This window comes from Bacteroides luhongzhouii, from assembly GCF_009193295.2.
Classification (GTDB): Bacteria; Bacteroidota; Bacteroidia; order Bacteroidales; family Bacteroidaceae; genus Bacteroides; species Bacteroides luhongzhouii.
This window is the reverse complement of sequence record NZ_CP059973.1, coordinates 823,090-845,747: the sequence shown is the minus strand read 5'-3', so window position 1 is coordinate 845,747 and position 22,658 is coordinate 823,090. Positions and strand designations below refer to the sequence as shown.

General features: G+C 40.4%; 12 protein-coding genes. 7 read left to right on the top strand and 5 right to left on the bottom strand.

Going from position 1 to position 22,658, the window contains the following annotated elements; all coding sequences use genetic code 11:
* Nucleotides 1-47: 47 nt before the first annotated feature.
* The 3 genes from GD631_RS03280 to GD631_RS03270 form a co-directional block, all read right to left on the bottom strand.
* Complete coding sequence (locus tag GD631_RS03280) at nucleotides 48-1,769, bottom strand: TonB-dependent receptor (protein ID WP_143259276.1); 1,722 nt, start codon at nucleotides 1,767-1,769, stop codon at nucleotides 48-50.
* Between the two features lie 20 nt (nucleotides 1,770-1,789).
* Entirely contained in the window at nucleotides 1,790-4,807 is a 3,018-nt protein-coding gene (locus GD631_RS03275) for a tetratricopeptide repeat protein (protein ID WP_143259275.1), read from the bottom strand.
* Between the two features lie 70 nt (nucleotides 4,808-4,877).
* The gene (locus tag GD631_RS03270) at nucleotides 4,878-5,399 is read right to left on the bottom strand and encodes an NUDIX hydrolase (RefSeq protein ID WP_143259274.1); all 522 of its coding nucleotides are present in this window, start codon (nucleotides 5,397-5,399) and stop codon (nucleotides 4,878-4,880) included.
* A gap of 212 nt (nucleotides 5,400-5,611) precedes the next feature.
* On the opposite strand from GD631_RS03270, the gene ahpC reads away from it, so the two are divergent.
* On the top strand, nucleotides 5,612-6,178 hold the full coding sequence (gene ahpC / locus GD631_RS03265; protein WP_143259273.1) for an alkyl hydroperoxide reductase subunit C: 567 nt from the start codon (nucleotides 5,612-5,614) through the stop codon (nucleotides 6,176-6,178).
* 85 nt (nucleotides 6,179-6,263) lie between these two features.
* Nucleotides 6,264-7,814: an alkyl hydroperoxide reductase subunit F gene (gene ahpF, locus GD631_RS03260; protein WP_143259272.1), complete on the top strand. Its 1,551-nt coding sequence runs from the start codon at nucleotides 6,264-6,266 to the stop codon at nucleotides 7,812-7,814.
* Nucleotides 7,815-8,064: 250 nt separating this feature from the next.
* Here the strand turns inward: ahpF and GD631_RS03255 are convergent, their stop codons facing one another.
* Both GD631_RS03255 and GD631_RS03250 read right to left on the bottom strand, forming a co-directional pair.
* Nucleotides 8,065-8,772 carry a LamG domain-containing protein gene (locus tag GD631_RS03255; RefSeq protein ID WP_143259271.1) on the bottom strand — a complete coding sequence of 236 codons (708 nt, stop codon included), beginning with the start codon at nucleotides 8,770-8,772 and terminating at the stop codon, nucleotides 8,065-8,067.
* Nucleotides 8,773-8,959: 187 nt separating this feature from the next.
* The gene (locus tag GD631_RS03250; RefSeq protein ID WP_143259270.1) at nucleotides 8,960-12,907 is read right to left on the bottom strand and encodes a hybrid sensor histidine kinase/response regulator transcription factor; all 3,948 of its coding nucleotides are present in this window, start codon (nucleotides 12,905-12,907) and stop codon (nucleotides 8,960-8,962) included.
* Nucleotides 12,908-13,273: 366 nt separating this feature from the next.
* Between GD631_RS03250 and GD631_RS03245 the strand changes: the two genes are divergently transcribed.
* From GD631_RS03245 to GD631_RS03225, 5 genes are all read left to right on the top strand, one after another.
* Nucleotides 13,274-16,234, top strand: a complete 2,961-nt coding sequence (locus GD631_RS03245; RefSeq protein WP_143259269.1) for a SusC/RagA family TonB-linked outer membrane protein — start codon at nucleotides 13,274-13,276, stop codon at nucleotides 16,232-16,234.
* A 20-nt stretch (nucleotides 16,235-16,254) separates the two neighbouring features.
* Complete coding sequence (locus tag GD631_RS03240; protein ID WP_143259268.1) at nucleotides 16,255-17,889, top strand: RagB/SusD family nutrient uptake outer membrane protein; 1,635 nt, start codon at nucleotides 16,255-16,257, stop codon at nucleotides 17,887-17,889.
* Between the two features lie 23 nt (nucleotides 17,890-17,912).
* Nucleotides 17,913-19,586 (top strand): BACON domain-containing protein, encoded by a 1,674-nt coding sequence (locus tag GD631_RS03235; RefSeq protein ID WP_143259267.1) that lies wholly within the window; start codon nucleotides 17,913-17,915, stop codon nucleotides 19,584-19,586.
* A gap of 60 nt (nucleotides 19,587-19,646) precedes the next feature.
* The gene (locus tag GD631_RS03230; RefSeq protein WP_143259310.1) at nucleotides 19,647-20,630 is read left to right on the top strand and encodes a glycosyl hydrolase family 18 protein; all 984 of its coding nucleotides are present in this window, start codon (nucleotides 19,647-19,649) and stop codon (nucleotides 20,628-20,630) included.
* A gap of 172 nt (nucleotides 20,631-20,802) precedes the next feature.
* Nucleotides 20,803-22,629: an endonuclease/exonuclease/phosphatase family protein gene (locus tag GD631_RS03225; RefSeq protein ID WP_185911565.1), complete on the top strand. Its 1,827-nt coding sequence runs from the start codon at nucleotides 20,803-20,805 to the stop codon at nucleotides 22,627-22,629.
* The last annotated feature ends 29 nt before the right edge of the window (nucleotides 22,630-22,658 follow it).

Here is a 22,658-nt window from a genome sequence, read left to right as displayed (position 1 = left end):
TTTAAGAAGGGGCGTTTCCATTTCCGGATAACGCCCCTTTCATTAATTTAGAATCGGAAACTCAATCCTCCTAAGAAATTGAATCCTTCCGTAGGATAACCTAAATAATATTGATATTTCTTGTTCAGCAAGTTATGTACTTGAGCATAGACAGATACGCCTTTGAACACATTGTAGCTGGCTCCGATATGCAAATCATTCACTGCAGTCATTTTCGCATGCTCTTTTACTTCTTTGCGGCTGATAGATTCATAACCCAGATTTATGTTAAGAGCAGAGATCGGATGAATACGTACATTGAAAGACATTTCACTGACTGGTTTCACAGTCAACAGATATTCCCCTGTTTTGCTGTCCCAATTACGGTAAGTATATTTAGCTGATATTCCGAGGATATCTTTGTAATCGTAACTGATTTCACCTCCAAGGTAAAGATTATCTGTATTATCTTGAGCAAAAGAAAGATAAGAACCTGAATAAATATTACTTGGGTCAAAACCTAAATAAGATAAGTCGTTCTTTAGATTCTGATAACCACCGAACACGTTGAACCAAAGTCCCGGATAAGGGCTTGTTTTGAATCCGATACTACCGTTGATTTGCTCGTAAGTATCATAAGGACGTTGTACATATCCCAAAGTGGCAGTGGTATTTGCCTCCGGCAGTTCACCGTAAGGACAGATACTTTCTAATCTGCGGAAATCATTCAGTTGCTTACCGCCAGTTGCTTTTGCATAAACAATGTAGCTGTCAGAAAAAATATACTGTGCAGTGATATCGGGTGAAATACGGAAAGACTTATCAAATCCGAAAGATAAATCTACATTGGCTCCGATATGCAATTTCCAGTCATCATTATCCAGTTCATAATATGGATTTAAAAGAAGTGTTGTGTAGTTTTTGAAATATTCATCTCCGGTAGAAACATTCTTTGTATATCCGTTGTAGAGAAGATTGTTCATTTCCAAAGCGATAGTTATTAATTGTTGGTCGCCGATAGCTCCCGTGACATCGCCTTTGGTACGTATGATTGTTTCCTTGATACCTGTATTGGTTTCAAATTCATTGAACATGTTATGCTGGCGTTCATACATCAACAGATTTGTTTCTGCATTGAAACGCAGTGGTGCGGTCTCATCAATGAAATGAATGCCCGCATGGAAGTCACCGGATGTGAATTTCTGCTTGCTGTTTACGCTTTCCGGTTGGAAGTTGAAGTTGCTCAATCCGAAGTTTCCGGCAATATTTAAATCCAACTTATCGAATTGATGCGTATAATCCACATTAGCACGTGTGCGGTAGTAGAAAGCATTCCATTTCTCTCCATCTGTGAAGGGAAGAGTTAACTTACCATCCATTCCATCCATTTGGAAACGTACATCCAATTTGTCTTTCTTTGACAGACGGAATAGATAATTGGCAAGAATGTCCAAATTGCCATAATTACCATATCCGGCACGTACATATCCCGGGGTAGTGCCGGGCTGAACTTCTTTTCCGGTATAGGGGCGCATCAGACCTGCCGGAACGGAAGTGGCCGGAAAGAATGTTGTGGCATACTCTACCTCTTTCTTGCTCACTGTCGGTTCTTCTACTTTAGGCAGGACGTTTACTTTCGAAGCGTCCATAATGTCTGGGTTATATTCTTGTTCCACAACGACCGTACGGTTCATTGTTGTATCCTTCGGTTGGGTAGTTTGGGCTTGAAGGCTGGATGGCATTGACATTGCCAATGCGAGTCCCCCTATTATATAATGAGATCGTTTCATATTTTTCTATTTTTTAATTCTCAATTCTCAACTTTCAAATTACGAAGTCTGCTTTCAATCATGCTTTCAATGTCGTCATTGCCTTGGTAATTTTGTTGCAAACTTAACAGATACTGACGTGCGTCCAGATTTTTACCTGTAGCGTGATAAACATCGGATAGAAGGACAAAGCTACGTGCCAGCCAATAAGCATGTGGTGTACTCTGTTCTATATAGTTGAGCAATTCTTTCTCTGCAGCGGCATACTCTTTTGCGTCGTAGAGTGATTGTGCAACCTGGTATTTCGCTTCGGCACCGTAAGAGTTACGTGTGTCTTTGGCCAGTTCACGATAGTCTTCCATTGCTTTTTTGTCAGCCTTTTGTTTGGTATAGGCTTTAGCACGGTAATAAAGAGCTTCATTTTTCAGCTCCGGACTAAGTTTGGCTTCTGCAAGCAGATCGGTAGCTGCATGGATGGTTTCTATATCATCTCGTAGCAGGAAGGCACAACGCAGAATACCCGTTTCAGCAAGTTGGCGACGCTCTACGTTGGTTGCTTTTTCTTTCAGCATTTTGTAGCTAGCCAATGCTTCAGTCATCTTTTGCTGGTTGAATTGCACTTCAGCACGCAAGATCAGTGCTTCCTCTGCAAACGGATTGTTAGGATATTCCAGCAATTTACCGGAGTGGAGAAGAATCATATCATAATTTTTCTGCTCGTTTCCGATCAGGCAGAGATAATAATGTGCGTTCAGGCTGAAGGCTCCTTCCGGGAAGGTCTGCAGGTATTTGTTGAGGCTTGTCTTGGCTTCTTCCATTCTGCCTCGTGCATAGATCTTTTCTGCGGCGGCATACGTAAGCGAGTCTTGTTCGTTAGCATCGAAACGTATATGCCCCGGCATGGCATTTGCTAAAGCTGCAAATTCATCGATACGGTTGAGGTCCACATAAATAGATTTTAAATCACGCATGGCAAGGCGGGCTTCTTCACTACCCGGGTATTTTTCAATAACCTGTTTGTAGGCTTCGATCGCTTGATTGTAATCTCCTTTTTGGTAATATAACAACCCGATTTCGGCGGCAGCTTTTCTGCTGACCGGGCTTTCAGGATATTTAGTAAGTAATTCCTTGAAGGAGGTGATGGCTTGATTGTTGTTATCCATCAAAACATAGGAACGCCCTTTTTCATAAATAGCATTTACTGCATAAGGAGAAGCAGGGTACTTTCCTACCAAACGGTTCAGTAAGGTAATCTTACCGGTATAGTCTTTCTGCAGACCGGATACAAGAGCCAGTTGATAGAAAGAATAGTCTCCGGAAGAGGTATTCATCTGCTCGGCTTGCGAATAATAATGTTTGGCCTCTTCAAAGTTACGTACATGCAGGTGGCAGTCACCAATACGATTGTATGCATCGGCAAGTGCGGTTGCATTTTCACCTTTCTCCAGTTGAACGTATTTTTGGAAGTAATTGCTTGCTTGCGTATAATCTTTCCGGTGGAAAGCGATATATCCTAGGTTGTAGTTGGCAAGCGCGTACATTTCGTTATTGGGTTGGGTGGTAAGTTGCAGATAAGCATTGAAATCACGTGTAGCTTCTACCATTCGGTTTAGACGGTAATAGGATTCTCCACACCAATAGTAAGCGTCTGCCTTGGTCTGACGATTGTATTGTCCGATGGCAATGGATTGGTTCAGATATTTCAAAGCTTGTTCAAAGTCAGCGTTAGCGAAAGATTGTGTACCTAATTGGAACAGTATCTTCTGTTTGGCTTCCAATATTTGCGCACTTGGTTTGGCAATCCGGTCGATTGATTTCAAAGCCGCATCGTAGCTACGCGTATTCATGTACACTTCCACCAGGTAACTGCTGACTTTTTCAGCATAAGGAGAAGTCGGAAATTCATTCAGGAATTTCTCGAAGGCAGTAACTGATTCACCGAAAGCGGAGAAAGAAGTCTCATGCAGGCAAAGAGCATAATTGTAGGCTGCCTGTTCTTTGATTTGCATATTGGCATTGGAGGCGGCTGCTTGTTCGAAAGCCATGCGGGCCTTGCTTTTTTCTGCCAGTTGCAGATAAGAGAGCCCCATGTGGAGATATGCATTTTGGGCAAGGGCATCGTTGGCAGTTGTCACCTGCCCTAATGTTTCGGCAGCTTTGGAGTAGACTTTTGTTTGGTAATAGGAGAGACCCAGCATATAAAGGGCGTCGCGGCGGGGAGCCGAACGATCTTTATTCAAGTAATTGTTGAATGCTTCTACGGCTTGGTGATATTGTCCGAAATGGTAATAGGCATCTCCCAGGATGCGGTACATTTCTGCTGCGTGCTCATTGTTCGGATAGGCTGACAGGTAGTTTTGTGCTACAATCTGTGCTTTATCGTAGTTTTTGAGCTGCACATAAATTTCGGCTATATAATAGGGGACGAGAGCTTTGTACTTTGGGTCGTCCTGTAAGGGAAGGAAACCTTTCAACGCTTCGGTATAACGCTTTTGCGTATAGCGGATATAAGAGAGGTAGTAATCACAGTCTTTGGCATATTTGGAGCTGTTGGCACGCAACGTTTCAAACCAGATTGCTGCTTCTCGTAGGTTATCGGTTTTCAGATAACAAGTAGCCAGTTGGTAAGTGCAGTCATCTCGTTCTTCATTGCCTAACAAATCAAGGTCGGCAGAGTTGAAAAGCGCCAGTGCCTCGTCATATTTTCCTTCGTAGAAATAGCCGGAGGCTAACAACGAATAAATACGGTTGGCATAAGGAGTGTCAGGATAACGGTCGAGATATTTACGGAGGAGTTCGATACGGTTTTTGTCTTTCAGTTCGTAAGCCGAACTGACCAGCATATACTCTGCGTCCTGAAGAAGGCTGGCTGCGGGCTTTTGTTTTACAAATGCTTTCAGAGCCGGCAAAGCAGCTGCATAATTCTTTTCCTGGAAAAGTTCTTTCCCTTCTTTATAAAGGTTGTCAGTTGAAGTGAACTTATCACCTGTCTGAGCAAATCCTATAATGGGCGTGCAGCAAATGGCCGCACAAATGAGTCTAGTAATTTCTTTTTTCATAATCGGGTATTTATGCAAAAGTACAGAATGAAAGGGGATATATTTCTGTAATTTGTTATATTTTAACGAATTATCTCTCGGATAAGAACTTTTTAAGTCCTCGCCGGACAGAATCCAGTCCAAAATCTTCCGGATTAATCTCAGAAAGAGGCAGGAAGAAAGAGTCTGCTACATCATCCATTGCCGAAAAATGGCTCATGTCTTCTACGATGCACAGGAAAAACATGTCGAGTGTATGCACAGGAAAACCCGAGTAGACATAAATATTGGGAAGTGTAAACTGGTAAATAGTTTTTTTTACCTTCAATCCTGTTTCTTCCAGCACTTCACGGGCTACACCTTCTTCACCTGTCTCGTTCATATCTATAAATCCACCGGGAAGGTCAAGAGTCCCTTTAGCCGGGGCTTTAGCACGTCGGCAAACAAGCAGTTCTTTTCTTTCGTTCAAGATGAACGCCACAGTAGCTGCGGAAGGGTTAAAGTAATAGACAAAGCCGCAATCTGTACATTTTTTGGACTTTTCGTTATTTACCTCGAAATGCGGAGAACCACATTTGGGACAATATAGGAATTGAGCTAGAGGATGTTTCATAATCGTATATACTTCCAGTTTTTTTGTTTATGCATGCAAAGTTATAAAATGCTTTTATTAATTTCATCTATCATAGCATAGAAATATTCGATTGGACTTTTTTTGCAAAGGCGGGGGAGCTGCCTTTATCTTTGCACCAGAAACAAAAAACAAAACGTTGTTTCTGATGTTATAAGTCAAATCAATTAATAACAATAAAAGCAATAAAGATTATGGAACCAATTTTAAATTCTCAACTTCCTGAATTCAGCGTTCAGGCTTTTCACAACGGAGCTTTCAAGACTGTAACCAACAATGACCTGAAAGGTAAATGGGCGATTCTTTTCTTCTATCCTGCCGACTTTACTTTCGTATGTCCTACTGAATTGGTGGATATGGCTGAAAAGTACGACCAATTCAAAGCGATGGGTGTAGAAATCTATTCGGTAAGTACTGACTCTCATTTCGTGCACAAAGCTTGGCATGATGCTTCTGAAAGTATTCGCAAGATTCAATATCCGATGTTGGCAGACCCGACTGGCGCTTTGAGCCGTGCACTGGGTGTATATATCGAAGAAGAGGGTATGGCTTATCGTGGTACATTCGTTGTCAATCCGGAAGGAAAGATTAAAGTGGTAGAACTGAATGATAACAATATTGGCCGTGATGCAAGTGAATTGCTTCGTAAGGTGGAAGCTGCACAGTTTGTAGCCAGCCACGTCGGAGAAGTTTGCCCGGCTAAATGGAAGAAGGGTGAGTCTACCCTGAAACCAAGCATCGATCTGGTAGGTAAGATTTGATAGATCTTGATAATGGTGATTATGGGAGGTCGGTAACGGGAGACGCTGCCGGCCTTTCTTTTAAAAAAATGAAAGGAAAAAAGGTATGTTAGAATCTGCATTAAAAGAACAACTAAAGGGTATTTTTGCTGGGCTGGAGGCAAACTTTACTTTTGATATATCCGTATCATCCAGCCACGAAAACAAAACAGAATTATTGGAGCTGCTGGGAGATGTAGTGGATTGTTCCGATCATATCACTTGCTCGGTGAATGAGGGAGAAGCATTGAAGTTTACTTTATTAAAGAATGGTGATCGTACCGGAATCACATTCCGGGGTATTCCTAACGGACATGAGTTCACGTCATTGCTTTTGGCTATCCTGAATCTGGACGGCAAAGGAAAGAACTTTCCCGATGAGGCCGTTTGCAACCGTGTGAAAGCACTGAAAGGCCCGATACATCTGACTACTTATGTTTCGTTGACTTGTACGAACTGTCCTGACGTAGTGCAGGCTCTGAATGCAATGACCACTTTGAGTCCGGCTATTACGCATGAAATGGTAGACGGTGCGCTTTATCAGGATGAAGTAGATGCATTGAAGATACAGGGAGTACCTTCTGTATTTGCCGATGGAAAGCTGCTTCATGTAGGCCGTGGTGAATTTGGCGAATTGCTTGCCAAGTTGGAAGAACAATATGGTATTGACGAAACCAAAGCGAATGCAGAGGTGAAAGAATATGATGTGATTGTAGCCGGTGGAGGACCTGCAGGAGTATCGGCAGCTATTTATTCTGCCCGTAAAGGACTCCGTGTAGCTATCGTGGCCGAGCGTATTGGCGGACAGGTAAAAGAAACGGTGGGTATTGAAAATCTAATTTCTGTTCCGGAAACGACAGGAAATGAACTTGCCGATAATCTGAAAACTCACTTGTTGCGTTATCCGGTGGATTTGCTGGAGCATCGTAAAGTGGAAAAAGTAGAAGTGGTTGGAAAACAAAAGCAGATCACTACCTCTGTTGGTGAGAAATTTCTAGCTCCAGCACTGATTATTGCAACCGGTGCAAGCTGGCGTAAACTGAATGTTCCGGGAGAAGCGGAGTATATCGGCCGTGGTGTTGCCTTTTGTCCTCATTGTGATGGCCCATTCTATAAAGGAAAGCATGTAGCAGTAGTAGGTGGAGGAAATTCCGGCGTTGAGGCAGCCATTGACTTGGCTGGTATCTGCTCCAAAGTGACTGTTTTTGAATTTATGGATGAACTGAAAGCGGACAGTGTACTTCAAGATCGACTTAAATCATTGCCGAATGTGGAAGTGTTTGTAAGTTCACAGACTACGGAAGTGATAGGAAATGGTGATAAGTTGACTGCCTTACGCATTAAAGACCGCAAAACGGAAGAAGAACGTTTGGTTGAGTTGGATGGCGTATTTGTACAGATCGGGCTTTCTGCGAATAGCAGTGTATTCCGCGACATAGTGGAAACCAACCGTCCGGGCGAAATCATGATTGATGCACATTGCCGTACGAATGTGACGGGTATCTATGCAGCCGGAGATGTTTCTACGGTTCCTTATAAGCAAATTATTATCTCTATGGGCGAAGGAGCGAAAGCTGCGCTTTCTGCATTTGACGATAGAGTGAGAGGGATTATCTGATTGATATATTCAGATATAAAAAGCACATAAACAAAATATTAGCAGGAGGAGGAATAACTCCTTTAAAAAATACCCCCGTTACAAATTTGTAGCGAGGGCTATTTTATATTTAGAGAGCATGACCTTCATCGACTGCTCTATCCTGCGCATGGAGACAAATGTTCATGAATATCCGAGAAAGTGAAATGAACGTTGTTCTCATGGCATTAATTTTTTTGGCTTTTAAGAAATGTGTGCTAAGTTCATTTATTTAGTCATGATATGTATATCTGACGAAATCAAACAATCCGGAATTTTCCTGCTGTGCCGGTTGGTCTCCAATAAATTTAAGATTCTCTACACTGCAAAAAATATGGAATGCAATGTCTTTCCCAAATTCCAGTTGAAGTTCATGTTTGGGCTCGTTGTCTATTAACCAGATGATGTAATAGTTCCCGTTTTTTAATGTCAGATCAATTTCGAACAGATGCCATCCGGTCTTGATTACTACAGGAACGGAAGAAAAAGGATATGCCTGCGATGTCATATAAGCAATCATTTCGTTCGGAGCTGCATTTAACTCCTTGCGAACTGTGTTTTTACCATATCCGACTTCAAAATCCAATTCATGTTGGTCGTCATGGTATATCCACGAACCCACGCTACATTGATCTCCTATTCCCATTTGCGGGATATGAGTACGCCAGGTATATCTTCCTGTTGTATAAATCCGTTCTACAGTGTGAACCTTTTTCCGATCCACCGAGTTAGCCCGTGTAAAGATCCGTAAGTAACCATTCTCTAATATGCATTGATTATCCGGGTTGTTATCCTGATGTCCGTATTTCCATCCATCCAGATTGTTGAAGTTCCATTCTTTGTTTGGCGGATTTTTAGTACTGATGTCATTGGTCTGTTGCTGTGCAAAGCAAATGCCGCAAATGCATATTAGTAACAGAGTTAAATAGTAGTTTCTCATAATAATTGAATTTAAGTGTATTCGTTTTCTATCAATTGCTTGCTGCAAAAGTAGTCGAATGCTTTATTCTACTCATCAGATTTTAGTCATTTCAAATCATGAAACGTTCAAATCTGCACTGGAAATCTTAATCGCTCTGTTCCGGGAAGTATAATTTCTATATAAATGATAAACTAAAGTGCTGAGTCTACTCTGATTGTTGTTGGGTGAAACCATGTTGTGCTCTGAATTGAGAAGGAGTCATTCCTTTCATTTCTTTAAATAACGTACTGAAATATCGTTGATAAGTGAAACCTACCTGCTCTGATATTTCAGTAATGCTCATGTCAGACTGAGTTAAAAGAATGATTGCTTTGTCGATTCTTCTACGATTGATATAATCGTTTGCTCCCATGCCGGTCAGTTCCTTGATCTTATTATATAAGGATGTCCGGCTCATAGCCATTTGGGCAGTCAGGAATTTTACGTCCAGATCTGGTTGAGACAGATTCTGATCGATCATTTCATTCAATTTAATCATAAATTGTTCATCCGCATTGCTGAAAGTAGCCTCTTGCGGAGACAGAATGAATTGATTGCCCCTGTATCTGGATTTAATATATTCACGATTTCTCATCTGGTTCTGGATCACGCTAAGGAGCATTTCCATTTCAAATGGTTTGGGCAAATAGGCATCGGCTCCTAATTTGTATCCTAACATCTGGCTTTCAGAATCGGCTCTGGCGGTAAGTAGAATAACAGGGATATGGCTAATATTCAGATTCTCTTTAATTTCCTTGCATAGCTGATAGCCATTCATTTGTGGCATCATTACATCACTTACTATAATGTCCGGTTGCTGTTGCTTAATAACTTTCAGCGCTACCAATCCATTTTCTGCCTGATAGATCTTCTTGAACTTATCCTTAAGAGCATTTTTTAAGAATTCTCTTAAGTCCTGTTTATCTTCTACAATCAACAGTGAATATCCTTGTAGAGAGAAAGAACCGGATTCTATTTTCTCTTCTTCCTCCGGAGAACTTAAAAGTTCGTTGAGGTAGGAATGTTGAGGACATGATACTTCTTGTTCTTGTAGATTAGCCGGTATTTCATAAAAGAATGTGGCCCCTCTGTCTTTATTATTGAAAGCGCCCATCCTGCCTCCATGTAAGTCAATCAACATTTTAGCATAAGATAAACCGATACCACTTCCTCCCTCATTATGTTTGCCTTGGTAGAAACGGGTAAAGAGCTTCTTTATATCTACATTATCCAATCCGATTCCCTGGTCTTGTACGTGTACTTGTATACTTTCATTTGTACGGATGGTTTTTATAACAATACGAGTCTGATTAGGACTATATTTCAAAGCATTCATAATCAGATTGGAAAGAACAACTTTGCATTTTGTGTCATCATACGCGATAGATTGTATACTGTCGTCAAAGTCGTATGTAATTTCAATTTCTTTGGCTTTAGATGCAGTTTGAAATGTTTCTGCCACTTCCTGTATCCACTTGTGTAAAGGATGCGAAGAGATGTGTAGCACTTCCTGTCCTACCTCCATTTTGCGTGCATCAAGCACAATGTTGATAATATATTTCATCTGATTCGCCTGTTTGAATGCCCCCTGTAGATATTCCGGTAGCTCGTCTTGCTTCACCTCTTTATTTAGAATGCGTTTCAGGGAAGCATAGATGAGTGTCAAAGGGGTACGTAGCTCATGGCTGATATTGATTAAGAAGCGTATTTTCTCTTCATATATCTTTTTCTCGTGTTCCCGCATCTCACGCTTCAGCCGATTTTCTTTTTTTCTTATCAAACTAAAGAATACCACTCCTGCCACTAGAAATGCAAAGAAAATGCATAGTATAATAAACCAGGTAGATTTCCACCAAGGAGGTGAGACTATAATAGTTAAGATCTCTGTCGGCTGGCTCCATTCACCGTTGGAGGTGTCGCAGGATACGCTGATGGTATATTCTCCTGATGCTAATGTACCCAATTCGAGTGTCTGGAGATAACTCTCGATCACCATTTTGTCTTTTCCTGTGATGACATACCGGAAAAGGTGTTTTCGGAAGGAGTTCTTTTCGTCAGCAATCACTTTAATGTTGAACGATGAATGATTCCAGGGAATCGAAATACAGTTATTATTAACCTGTTTCAGAGTTGATTTACCATTCAGTTTTACTTCAAGTAGCTTGAGAATAGGAGACGAATTGTTTTCGAAAATAATATCCGTATTAATGCGTACCAGTCCCATAGTACCTCCCATATACAGATTGGGAGTACGAAGAGCAGGAATAGGGGTAAATATCAATTCATTGGAAGGAACTCCATCGGATTCGTCCAGGATAACAAAACGTTTTTCGTTGATAATATACGCAAAGAACATGTTCTGCGCTCCTATCCAGACTTTTCCTTTTTTATCATAGGCAAGGCTGGATACACTGTTGAACAAGTTGGTATGTATCTTTTCTGTTTTTCCAGTCTGTTTATTATAGAAGAGCAGTCCGAAATTACTTCCTATCCAAAAGTTACCTTTATCATCCCGGCAGGCCGATGTGAAATCATCTCCCTCTTTCATATTGACTAATGAAGACAGTTCGTTGGTTTTGAAGTTTAGTTTAAACAGGTTATTGGTTCCCATTAGATACAGATGCGTATCGTCGGAATAAATTGCCTGCATAGCTATTTGGCGTTGAATGTCTATTTGGGGTGCGTAGAGAATAGATGTTTGCCGGGTATGCTTGTTGTAGATATAGACTTTTGCGCCTAATATGTAAATATTATCTTTTGTAGCATATAGATTTACCAAATCACCGGATGAAAATTCTCTTTTCGAAATAGAGTCATTGATAATGGGAAAAGGTTGCGTCTGTGCGGTTCTCTTATTAAAGGTAAAGACCCCTTTATTAAAACATGATAATAAGAGCTCGTTTTCAGAAAAATCTGTGATAGAGGTAACTTTCTCCCCGTATGTAGTAGGGTAATGATGAAATGTATTCGTTTTTTGGTCAAATGAGTTGATACCTCCTCCGTCTGTTCCAATCCAAAGCAATGTATCCTTATCTTCAAAGATGCTAACCACGGTACGTTCGCTAACTCCATTGGGATTGTTCAGTGGAACATCTTTATAGGTTTTGATGAACACTTTTTTGATGGCGAATAATCCTCCGTGTATACTGCCTATCCATATATTGTCCATCTGATCTTTATAAAGCCGGTAGATAGAGTTATTCGGCAAGGATTGTTCATCATCGGAAATATGTTTAAGATAAGAGAACTTCATAGTCTGGAAGTCAAGTATGTTGATACCTCCTCCGTCAGTAGCTATCCAAAGTTGGTTGTCTTTTTCAAGAAAATCAAAAATGATATCGTTGTTGAGCCCGGAATTTTTGGTGGATAAACTGAAAAGCCTTTTCCCCTCTTTCGAGTAACAGGCTATTCCTTTGCCATAGAATGATACCCAAAGCTGGTTTTGAGAGTCAACAAATATGGTGTTTATCTCGCGCTCTTTTACAAATGGACATCGATACATTTTCTTTTTTGCCAAGTCGTACATCCAAAGCCCGTCTTTTTTACTGCTGGTTATCAGTACATCGGGACTCCACTGAAAGATGCGGTTGATACATTTTAACTTGTCTCCATCGATGTTGGGGAAGATCGTCGTAATACTTTTATCCGTCAGATTGTATTGGTATAAAGTTTCTTCTCCTCCAAACAGGAAATTGTCACCTATTTGAAGATAAGACCAAGCGTTAAATGGCTTCCCGTTATATTTCAATGGCTGAAACTGATTTTCTGCTTTATTGTAGATGGCAATTCCTTTATTGGTAGAAACGTATAAATCGCCTAAACGATCCTCTGTAATAAAACGAATGAAATTGTCTGGCAATGAGTTGGGCTGCTCCCGGTCATGAAAATAACTTTTCAGTTCAGATTGGTCATAACTATTTAATCCCCATTTGGTACCTATCCATATGACTCCTTGATGATCTCTGTAAATGCACTGCACTCTTGATTGTGACAATCCCTGTTCCAAAGAAATTTGTCTGAAGTAGTAGTCTTGTTGTTCAGCCTTGGTAGAAAGAACAAAGAATAATATCCAGATTAGAAAAGAATACCTCTTTAGTACGTGTGCTTTTGACATAGTTATGTTCTTTTGATAGAGCAAATATAAAAGAAGTTATGAAACTGTACAATAGATTTCATCTTCTTTTGTCCACAAAGCTCATTAGATAGCTAGAAAGGATATTCAGAATGATCCTTTTGAACAGTAGCGGACTAATTATGGATGTTATTTGATCTCTATTTCCATGCTTTGCGCCTATATTTGCACAGTTAACACTAAATACGAAACGTATTAAACCTTAAAAAAAGACTATTTACTATGGATACATCCTAAAACTGTAGAATGAAGAGGCGGAGTAATGTTGGGAACATTTTAAATGCCTTGACTTGTACCTAAAATTCCTAAAAATCTAATATCATTATATTCTAACTAAATGAAAAGTATATGGATAATCTAAGAAAAACGCTTGGCTGCTTGCTACTATTTCTTTTTGCAGCAGTTACATCTACTTATGCACAGGTTGTAAAGCAGTATTCGGGTACGGTTACGGATGCCGACAGCAATGAACCTGTCATCGGTGTCAACGTAACCCTTAAAGACGCACAAACAGGTACCGTAACGGATCTTTCCGGAAAATTCTCGATTAGTGCTCCTGTTGGGTCTACACTATTGTTTTCTTATATCGGATACGTGACTAAAGAGGTTAAACTGGGAACGAATACCAGTTTGAAGATTACAATGCAGGAGGATCAGAACCAATTGAGTGAGGTAGTGGTCATCGGATATGGTGTAGTGAAAAAATCAGATATAACCGGTGCTGTGGCTTCTGTTTCTTCCAAACAATTTAAGGATCAGCCGGTAAAGCGGGTGGAAGATATTCTGCAAGGACGTACTGCAGGTGTGGCAGTGACGAGCGTAAATGGTTTACCTGGTGGTACAGTTAAAGTTCGTGTTCGTGGTACTACTTCTCTTAATACCAGCAATGACCCCCTGTATGTCATCGATGGTATTATGTCTGGTGGACTGGATGTAAATCCAGCTGACATTCAATCTATTGAAGTTCTGAAAGATGCTTCGGCAACAGCTATTTATGGCTCACGCGGCGCTAATGGTGTGGTGTTGGTAACTACTAAAAAAGGGGTGGAAGGTAAAGTGCAGATTTATGCAGATGTGGCTATAGGCGTATCGAACATCCTTAAAAAATATGACTTACTGAATGCTTATGAATATGCGACTGCATTAAAGGAGTATAATGGTATCTCATTTGCAGATGATGAGATGGAAGCCTATAAGAATGGTTCCAAAGGCATTGACTGGCAGAATTTGATGTTGCAGACCGGTATTAGTCAGGACTATAAATTAGGTATTTCGGGTGGAACGGCTAAAAATAAGTATCTTATTTCAGCCAATGTATTGAATATGACAGCCATGACCATCACGACTAAGTATCAACGTGCACAGTTGCGGATAAATTTGGATAATGAACTCACCAAGTGGTTGACACTTTCTACCAAAATTAATGCTTCACGTACTCACAGTCATAACGGGGGCATTGACATTATGAACTTTCTAAACTATTCTCCTACGATGGAAATGAAAGATCCGGTGACGGGCGTTTATAATATGGACCCTTATAATTCAGTAAACGGAAACCCTTATGGTGCCCGTGTGGCAAATTATGGCGATTCATATGTGTATGCTTTGAATACTAATATGGATTTGACTTTCAAAATAATGAAAGGGTTGACATTGTCTGTACAGGGTGCTGCTAATTACTCTCATGTTCCGAGTTACTCTTTCACCTCGTCGTTAGCAAAACCCGGACAAATTAGTGGTATGGAAAATGCGAGCAGGATGAATCTATTCTGGCAGAATACCAATAATGTGACTTATAACACAAGTTTCGGCGATCATCATTTGACTGCAACAGCTGTATTTGAAGCAAGTGGTGCCGAAGGCAGAAATCTAAAGCTAACCGGTAGTGATTTAGCCAATGAATTTGTTGGTTATTGGAATGCAAAAAATGCAAAGACACGCGATGGGGAAAATGGCTATTCCGCAGAAGCTATTGTGTCCGGGCTTGGTCGAATTATGTACAATTACAAAGGGAAGTATATGCTGACAGGTACTTTCCGTGCCGACGGTTCATCTAAGTTTCAGAAGAAGAATAAATGGGGATATTTTCCGTCAGCAGCTGTTGCTTGGGATGTTGCTAAAGAAAACTTTATGAGCAAACAAAACATTGTCCAGCAATTGAAACTAAGAGCCAGTTTTGGTGTTGTTGGTAATCAAAGTATCGGTGCTTACACAACATTAGGTATGTTGGCTCCTACGAATTATGACGGTTATGGTAGCGATGCAATCCATACCGGTTATTGGACTGGAAATCTCGCTACGCCAGATGTAACTTGGGAAAGCACCTATCAGTATAACATAGGTTTGGACGCCAGTGTTTTGGACGGTCGCTTGAGTTTTACAGCCGAATGGTTCCGAAAGGATACTAAGGACTTGTTGCTTCGCAAACCTGCTCCTCAGTATAACGGAGGTGGCTCTTTCTGGGTCAATCAAGGTGAAGTTAGAAACTCTGGTGTTGAATTTACCATCACAGCAACTCCTTTGACTGACAAAGATATATTTGGTTGGGAAACATCGCTGAATGCATCTTATTTAAAGAATAAGATAATCGATCTGGCAGGTAGTGATTTTATCGTTGGGGAGAATTATACAAGTATTGGCGGTGGTCCCATTCAAATTAAAAAAGTAGGGTATCCGATTGGTTCTTTCTATCTTTATGAATGGGCAAATTTTAATGACCAGGGCGCCAACTTATATAAACATCAATCTAATGGAAGTTTGACAACCAATCCGGGTGCTGACGATCTGGTTACTAAAGGGCAAGCCGAGCCTAATTGGACTTTCGGATGGAATAATACATTTACTTGGAAAAATTGGACGCTCAATCTCTTTATCAATGCTGCATTAGGACAAGATAGACTGAATGTAAGCCGCTATGCGATGGGATCTATGACAGGTGTATATCGTTTCATCTCTTTATCTGATGCTTATTACAAAAGTTGGGATAAAGTAGCCAATAAAGCAGATGCTGTGTATGCAAGTCATAAAAATTCAGATAATAGAAACTATCCTGATTCCGATTTCTGGCTTGAAGATGCATCATTTGTGAAACTGAAAAATATAAGCCTTACGTATAATATTCCTAAGAAGATAACGAAAGTAGCCGATATTCAACTGTCGGTCAGTGCTCAAAACCTGTTTACATTAACGAAATACACAGGTATGGACCCAGAAGTGTACAGTGAATCCGATTATGGCTTTAATGGTGTGGATATGGGATCTTATCCTGTTCCAAGAACATTCACTTTTGGTATGAAACTTAACTTTTAATCTTTTAACTATACATGGATATGAAAACAATATATAGAATATTCAAATCTGTCGGACTAGCATTGATCGCACTTTGGATGGTGTCTTGCCAGGATTTACTGACAGAAGATCCTAAAGGGCAATTGGCGGTAACTAATTTCTTCAATTCAAAAGGTGATCTGGACTTGGCTCTGAATGGAATGTATTCCAAAGTTGCGAGTGATATGTATGCAAATATTTGGGCAGGTTTCGAATCAGTGATGGGGGATGATATTTCTACACACCCTGCAGCTAATAAGCAGGGGCTGCGTGAGGTAGATACTTATAATGTTTCGGACAACAACACTTGGGTGACTGAATTGTGGGGTGCTCGTTGGAGATTGGTAAAAGCAGCTAATTTCATTATAGATAATGCCGGACGAACTCCGGAGGTGAGTCAGGAAGAGAAAGATGCGGCCATTGGACAAGCTTATTATTGGCGTGCTTATTCTTATTTTTACTTTGTAATGGCTTGGGGAGAGGTACCTATGGTTGTGAAAGATGAAATCAATTATAACATGCCATTGGCAACCGTTCCTGAAATTTACGAGCTGATTGTATCTGACCTGAAAAAGGCAGAAACAATGGTCCCTGCTAATTATACTAAAGAACCCTACGCAAGAAATGGGGTAAACATTGCTGTTAGTCAAGGAGCTGTAAAAGCAACATTGGCTTATGTGTATATGGCAATGGCGGGATGGCCGTTGAACAAAGGAACAGAATATTATCAACTGGCCGCTGCAAAGGCAAAAGAAGTAATCGATGCTGCGAAGAAAGGTACTTACTACTACAAATTATTACCTGATTACAAGCAAGTATATTCGATGGAGTATAATAAGAATAATCCTGAAGTGTTACTTGGTGTTTATTATAATTTGGGAATAGATGCACTTACCAATGCTCCTTTAGCCGATTTCCTGGCAGACTATGCTTATGGTGGCGGTGGATGGGGAGATACGAACGGAGAAATTAAATTCTGGTATGATTTCCCGGAAGGCTCACGCAAAGATGCATCTTATTTTCCGAAAATAATATTGAAGAATGAAACACAGTTACGTGATTGGTGGGAAGACCCTAATCCGGAAGCGCCACGTGTGGTTGTTGCTCCCTGTTTCATGAAGAAAGTAGAAACGACTACTGGAGAAGAATTCGACTATACGAATCCGAAAATTTCGATGAATCAGAATGGAGAAAAGACGCATCAGATTATTCGCTTGGCAGAAGTATATTGCTGGTATGCCGAAGCCGTAGGTCGTTCAAAAACAGGCAGTATCACGGAAGCTGTCAACTTATTGAATGAGGTACGTAACCGTGCTAATGGATCTGTTGTTGCAGAGCGGGATATCTATAAGACAACCATGTCGTATGATGATCTGGCAGAAGCTGCCTATAATGAACATGGCTGGGAAATAGCCGGATATTATTGGGGAAATATTGCCACTAGAGCGAGGGATATGTTTCGCATGAATCGCATTAAAGATCATTTTGAATACAGAAAATTAAATCCGGAGATTGAAGTGGCTCCTGGAGTCTTTAGGAAAGAAGCTGTTTCCGTATCAGGTACGTGGAATGACAGTAAGATGTATCTTCCCCGTCCTTTTGTAGACTCGTCTATTAATCCGAATTTGAAGAACTGAGTGAAACAATAAAAACAATCATTATGAAACTAAGATATTTATATTTAGCAATAGGTGTATTATGTAATGCCTCTTTAGTATCATGCGGTGATAGCTTCAAAGAGAAAACAGAGATTATTGCATGCGGAATCTCCACAAATGCTTTAACATTCGGAGTCTCCTCTACTGAAGTTCAGACTGTAGATATTACGTCAGAAGCAGCTTGGGAAGTAGCAGTGGATCAGGCAGGTGGTGATTGGCTTACAGTTTCTCCTTTGGAAGGAACTGGTAATGGTACGCTAACAATTGCTGCTGATAAGAATAACGGCCCAAAACGCAGTGCAACCTTGACCATAGCGGCGAAAGGTGCTGAACTTCGAACCATCACAGTTATTCAGGATGGCTATAAAGGAACCATTTATAATTATGGTGACTTTACTGGATTGCAAAAGACGGGGCTTGTGGCAGGGATCAATCCGATCACTATCGTAGATAATGACGAATGTGAAGATGGAAAAGCGTTAAGAATCTATACCCGGGCAGGTGAAGAGTATGAAGGTACTAATGGGGACCGTTTCAAGGTGCAGACAACAACGCAATTCGGATCAGGTCGTTATGAATGGAGGATATATGTCCCTAAATTCGGAATGAATGACCGGGCTAGTATTGGAGCATTTTTATATTTTGACGATGGGCATGAATTGGATTTTGAAATTTGTTCCGGTACAGCTGCAGACCGTGCAGCACATAGTGCCGGACCAGATGATATGCTGTGCCTTGTGACTAGTCAGGCTAATCCTTTTTTCTCTGAATTCACGCCTATTAAGGGGGATGCTTGGCATACATTTGTTTTGGATTTGAAGCTGGAAAATAAGAAATATCAGGCGGAGTGGTCGGTTGATGGTAAAGTTTTAAAGAGGGCACAATTAGATTATGGTGAAGAGGCTTATTTCCGTGCTATATCTAGTGTCGAGAATCTTTATGGTATGGGCGATCATGCGGCAACTCAAGAAAATTATGCCTTATTTGATTATTTAGAGTATGTTCCTTATGATTACTCAATGAAGCCGATTATTGAAGGTCAGCTTCCTCCCGAACCAGAGGGAACAACAGTGAAGTGGGACTTTGAGGAAGCTGGTTTTGTTCCTGTTGGATGGACTAACAATGGAGGAACGATTGCAGATGGAAGTTTGAATCTATCTAACGGGAATAACTTCGTTTATAGTCCGGAAGTGGGAGCTGGAAAATATACATGGGAAATAGATGTTCCTTTGGTAGGGGTAGGTGAAAAATGGTTGGCAGGTGGTAATATCGCTGCAACTAACGCTGAAGAAAGGTCATTCTCTATGTTTGTTTTCTCGGGTACTGAAAATGATCGTGCGGCTTGTACGGTTCCTCCTGTTCCAGGTCAGATGCTGGTACGTTGTTATACGGAAGCTATGGGAGTTTACGGTGTACCTATTGATCCGGGTAAACATACTTTGACTATTGATCTTAGACTTAATGCAGATGGTGCATATTGGGCGGCATGGATTATAGATGGTGAAGTGGCGAAAACATTTACTACCTGGTATACTCCGGCACAGTTTAAATTTGGATTCTCAATGATGACCTTTGCTGATGGAGGTGGCTGGCAAGGAGATAAGCCTACTTCAAAGACATATACAGTCAAATATGACTATATAGAATATAAGAAGTATAATTATGATGAAGAATAACAGTTTACTTTACATTCAATGAGGTATTTAAGCATAATTGGAACAGCTATATGCTGTGTAATGTTGGTAATGACGAGTGTTTCCTGCAAGCAGGAAACACTCTCTTCCACCACCCAGGAGAAGAAAGTAGCTCCTTGGTATGTCTATATAGATGGAAGCTCTTTTAAGGATATAGAGCCAGTGAAAGAGATTATTAGTTCCATTAGCGTTTTCGGGAATCCTCCGAAATCATTTATTGATGAATGTCATCAGAATCATATCGAAGTATATCAGGCTGTAGGTGGGAATGAAGAAACGATTGATACGCCACAGAAAAGAAAGGCACTTGTTGAGAAGTATGTAAGTGATTGCAATGCAAATGGATATGATGGAATAGATCTTGATCTCGAACATTTGCGTCCTGATATTCAGGATGCATATACCGAATTCCTGAAACTTGCTTCAAAAGAACTCCATGCTGTTGGAAAGAAATTAAGCCATTGCGTTAGTTTTTATCCGGCTTTGTATCAAGATAACGAAACTAAGATGTTTCACGATCCGGCAGTTTTGAATACTACCTGCGACTTAATTAGAGTGATGTGTTACGATATGTATTTTGCACCTGGGATAGATAAGCCCGAGCTCAAACATAGGGATGATTGTATGGGCATTGGACCTACGTCTAATTATCTATGGACTAAAGAGGCGATGCTTTTCTGGATGAAACATATTCCAAATGATAAATTAGTGATGGCGCTGCCTGCTTATGCAAATGATTATGCTGTAACTGGCGGCATCAAAGGAAGGCAGATTTACCAATCTGTGCCTGACAGTATAAATGGAATTTTGCCTTCTCCTACCTGGTTATGTTATGAAAAGGTAAACATGTATCTGTATGATGGTACTGATGGTAATCGGCATCTGTTTTATGCAAGTGATGCCAGAAGTACGGAAGCGCTACTTGAACTAGCTGATGAACTGGGAATCTCTCAAATCGGTTTTTGGCACTTTAATAGTGTAGATCCGCAAATGTGGGATACTACCGCAAAGTGGCAAAAGAAATAATAAGATAATAAATCGACCTTGTAAATAATATAGCTTTATTCTCATCCCCCCATTTAGAGAAAAGTTATTCTTAACAATAAGAGGCCGCAAAGGTATGAATCCGTATCTTTGTGGCTTTTTATTTTTTTCTTACCTTTGGGGGAACTTAACATAACCCCCAAAAATGAAGAACATGAAAAAGATCTTTTTACTCATTTCCGTCATCTTATTTATTTTTCCGGTACAGGCTCAACATACATTGAGACTGATGACTTATAATATTAAAAATGCGAATGGCATGGATGATATTTGTAGTTTTCAACGGGTAGCCAATGTGATAAATAATGCTTTTCCTGATGTTGTGGCTATACAAGAGGTAGACAGTATGACCCGTCGGAGCGGACAGAAATATGTGCTGGGTGAGATAGCTGAACGTACGCAAATGCATGCTTGTTTTGCACCTGCTATAGAGTTTGAAGGAGGTAAATATGGAATCGGACTGTTGACAAAGCAAGTTCCGCTACGTTTACAAACTATCCCTTTACCTGGTAGAGAAGAGGTCCGCACCTTGATTCTGGCAGAATTTGAGGATTATATTTATTGTTGTACTCATCTGTCATTAACGGAAGAAGACCGTATGAAATCTTTGGAAATAGTGAAGTCATTGATTGCTTCCTATAAAAAGCCTCTTTTTCTAGCCGGGGATATGAATGCTGAACCTGAATCCGATTTCATCAAAGAATTGCAAAAGGATTTTCAAATACTCTCCAATCCGGAAAAGCATACTTATCCTGCTCCCGATCCAAAAGAGACCATTGATTATATTGCCGCGTCAAAGCAAAACGCTACCGGATTTGCTGTCATATCTGCGAGAGTAGTTAATGAGCCAATGGCTTCCGACCATCGCCCCATACTTGTGGAATTGCGTACCGCTGAAAAGGCAGACAAGATATTCCGTATTAAACCTTATTTGCAGAATCCTGTGGGTAATGGCATTACTGTGATGTGGGAAACAACCGTTCCTTCTTATTGCTGGGTGGAATATGGCACAGATACTACCCGGCTGGAACGTGCGCGTATGATTGTTGACGGTCAGGTGGTCTGTAATAACAAGCTGCATAAAATACGTATAGATGGCTTACAGCCCGGACAGAAATATTATTATCGTGTGTGTTCGCAAGAGATGTTGCTTTATCAGGCATATAAAAAGGTATTTGGAAATACAGCACAATCGACCTTCAGTGAATTTACTCTTCCTGTTGCTGATACAGAGTCTTTTACTGCTATTATTTTTAATGATCTGCACCAACATACCAATACTTTCCGTGCTCTGTGTAAACAGATACGAGATGTTAAGTATGATTTTGTTGTTTTCAATGGTGATTGTGTGGATGATCCTGTGGATCACGAGCAGGCAACCACATTTATCAGTGAACTGACCGAAGGAGTGTGTGGCGATCGCATACCGACTTTCTTTATGCGTGGCAACCATGAAATCCGCAATGCCTATTCTATCGGTTTGCGTGACCATTTTGATTATGTGGGAGATAAAACTTATGCTTCTTTTAACTGGGGAGATACCCGTATCGTCATGTTGGATTGTGGAGAAGATAAACCGGACGACCATTGGGTATATTATGGCTTGAACGATTTTACTCAATTGCGTAATGAACAGGTTGATTTACTGAAAAAAGAACTGTCTGCTAAAGAATTCAAGAAAGCAAAGAAACGTGTCCTTATTCATCATATTCCGCTTTACGGTAATTATGAAAAGAATCTCTGTGCGAATCTTTGGACTAAATTATTAGAAAAAGCACCTTTCAATATCAGCCTGAACGCACATACTCATAAATACGCTTACCATCCGAAAGGGGAACTGGGTAATAATTATCCGGTTATTATTGGTGGAGGATATAAGATGGACAGTGCTACGGTGATGATTCTGGAGAAGAAAAAAGAGGTGTTAAGAATAAAAGTATTGAATACGAAGGGAGAAACTTTGTTGGATATGACAGTTTGAATCTAAATTAGGTCACATAAGATAAAAGC

Bases quoted from the DNA above. Each gene is read 5' to 3' on its own strand.
- GD631_RS03275 (WP_143259275.1), bottom strand. From the start codon at position 4,807: ATGAAAAAAGAAATTACTAGACTCATTTGTGCGGCCATTTGCTGCACG.
- ahpC (WP_143259273.1), top strand. From the start codon at position 5,612: ATGGAACCAATTTTAAATTCTCAACTTCCTGAATTCAGCGTTCAGGCT.
- GD631_RS03280 (WP_143259276.1), bottom strand. From the start codon at position 1,769: ATGAAACGATCTCATTATATAATAGGGGGACTCGCATTGGCAATGTCA.
- GD631_RS03255 (WP_143259271.1), bottom strand. From the start codon at position 8,772: ATGAGAAACTACTATTTAACTCTGTTACTAATATGCATTTGCGGCATT.
- GD631_RS03225 (WP_185911565.1), top strand. From the start codon at position 20,803: ATGAAAAAGATCTTTTTACTCATTTCCGTCATCTTATTTATTTTTCCG.
- GD631_RS03240 (WP_143259268.1), top strand. From the start codon at position 16,255: ATGAAAACAATATATAGAATATTCAAATCTGTCGGACTAGCATTGATC.
- GD631_RS03230 (WP_143259310.1), top strand. From the start codon at position 19,647: ATGTTGGTAATGACGAGTGTTTCCTGCAAGCAGGAAACACTCTCTTCC.
- GD631_RS03270 (WP_143259274.1), bottom strand. From the start codon at position 5,399: ATGAAACATCCTCTAGCTCAATTCCTATATTGTCCCAAATGTGGTTCT.
- GD631_RS03250 (WP_143259270.1), bottom strand. From the start codon at position 12,907: ATGTCAAAAGCACACGTACTAAAGAGGTATTCTTTTCTAATCTGGATA.
- GD631_RS03235 (WP_143259267.1), top strand. From the start codon at position 17,913: ATGAAACTAAGATATTTATATTTAGCAATAGGTGTATTATGTAATGCC.
- ahpF (WP_143259272.1), top strand. From the start codon at position 6,264: ATGTTAGAATCTGCATTAAAAGAACAACTAAAGGGTATTTTTGCTGGG.
- GD631_RS03245 (WP_143259269.1), top strand. From the start codon at position 13,274: ATGGATAATCTAAGAAAAACGCTTGGCTGCTTGCTACTATTTCTTTTT.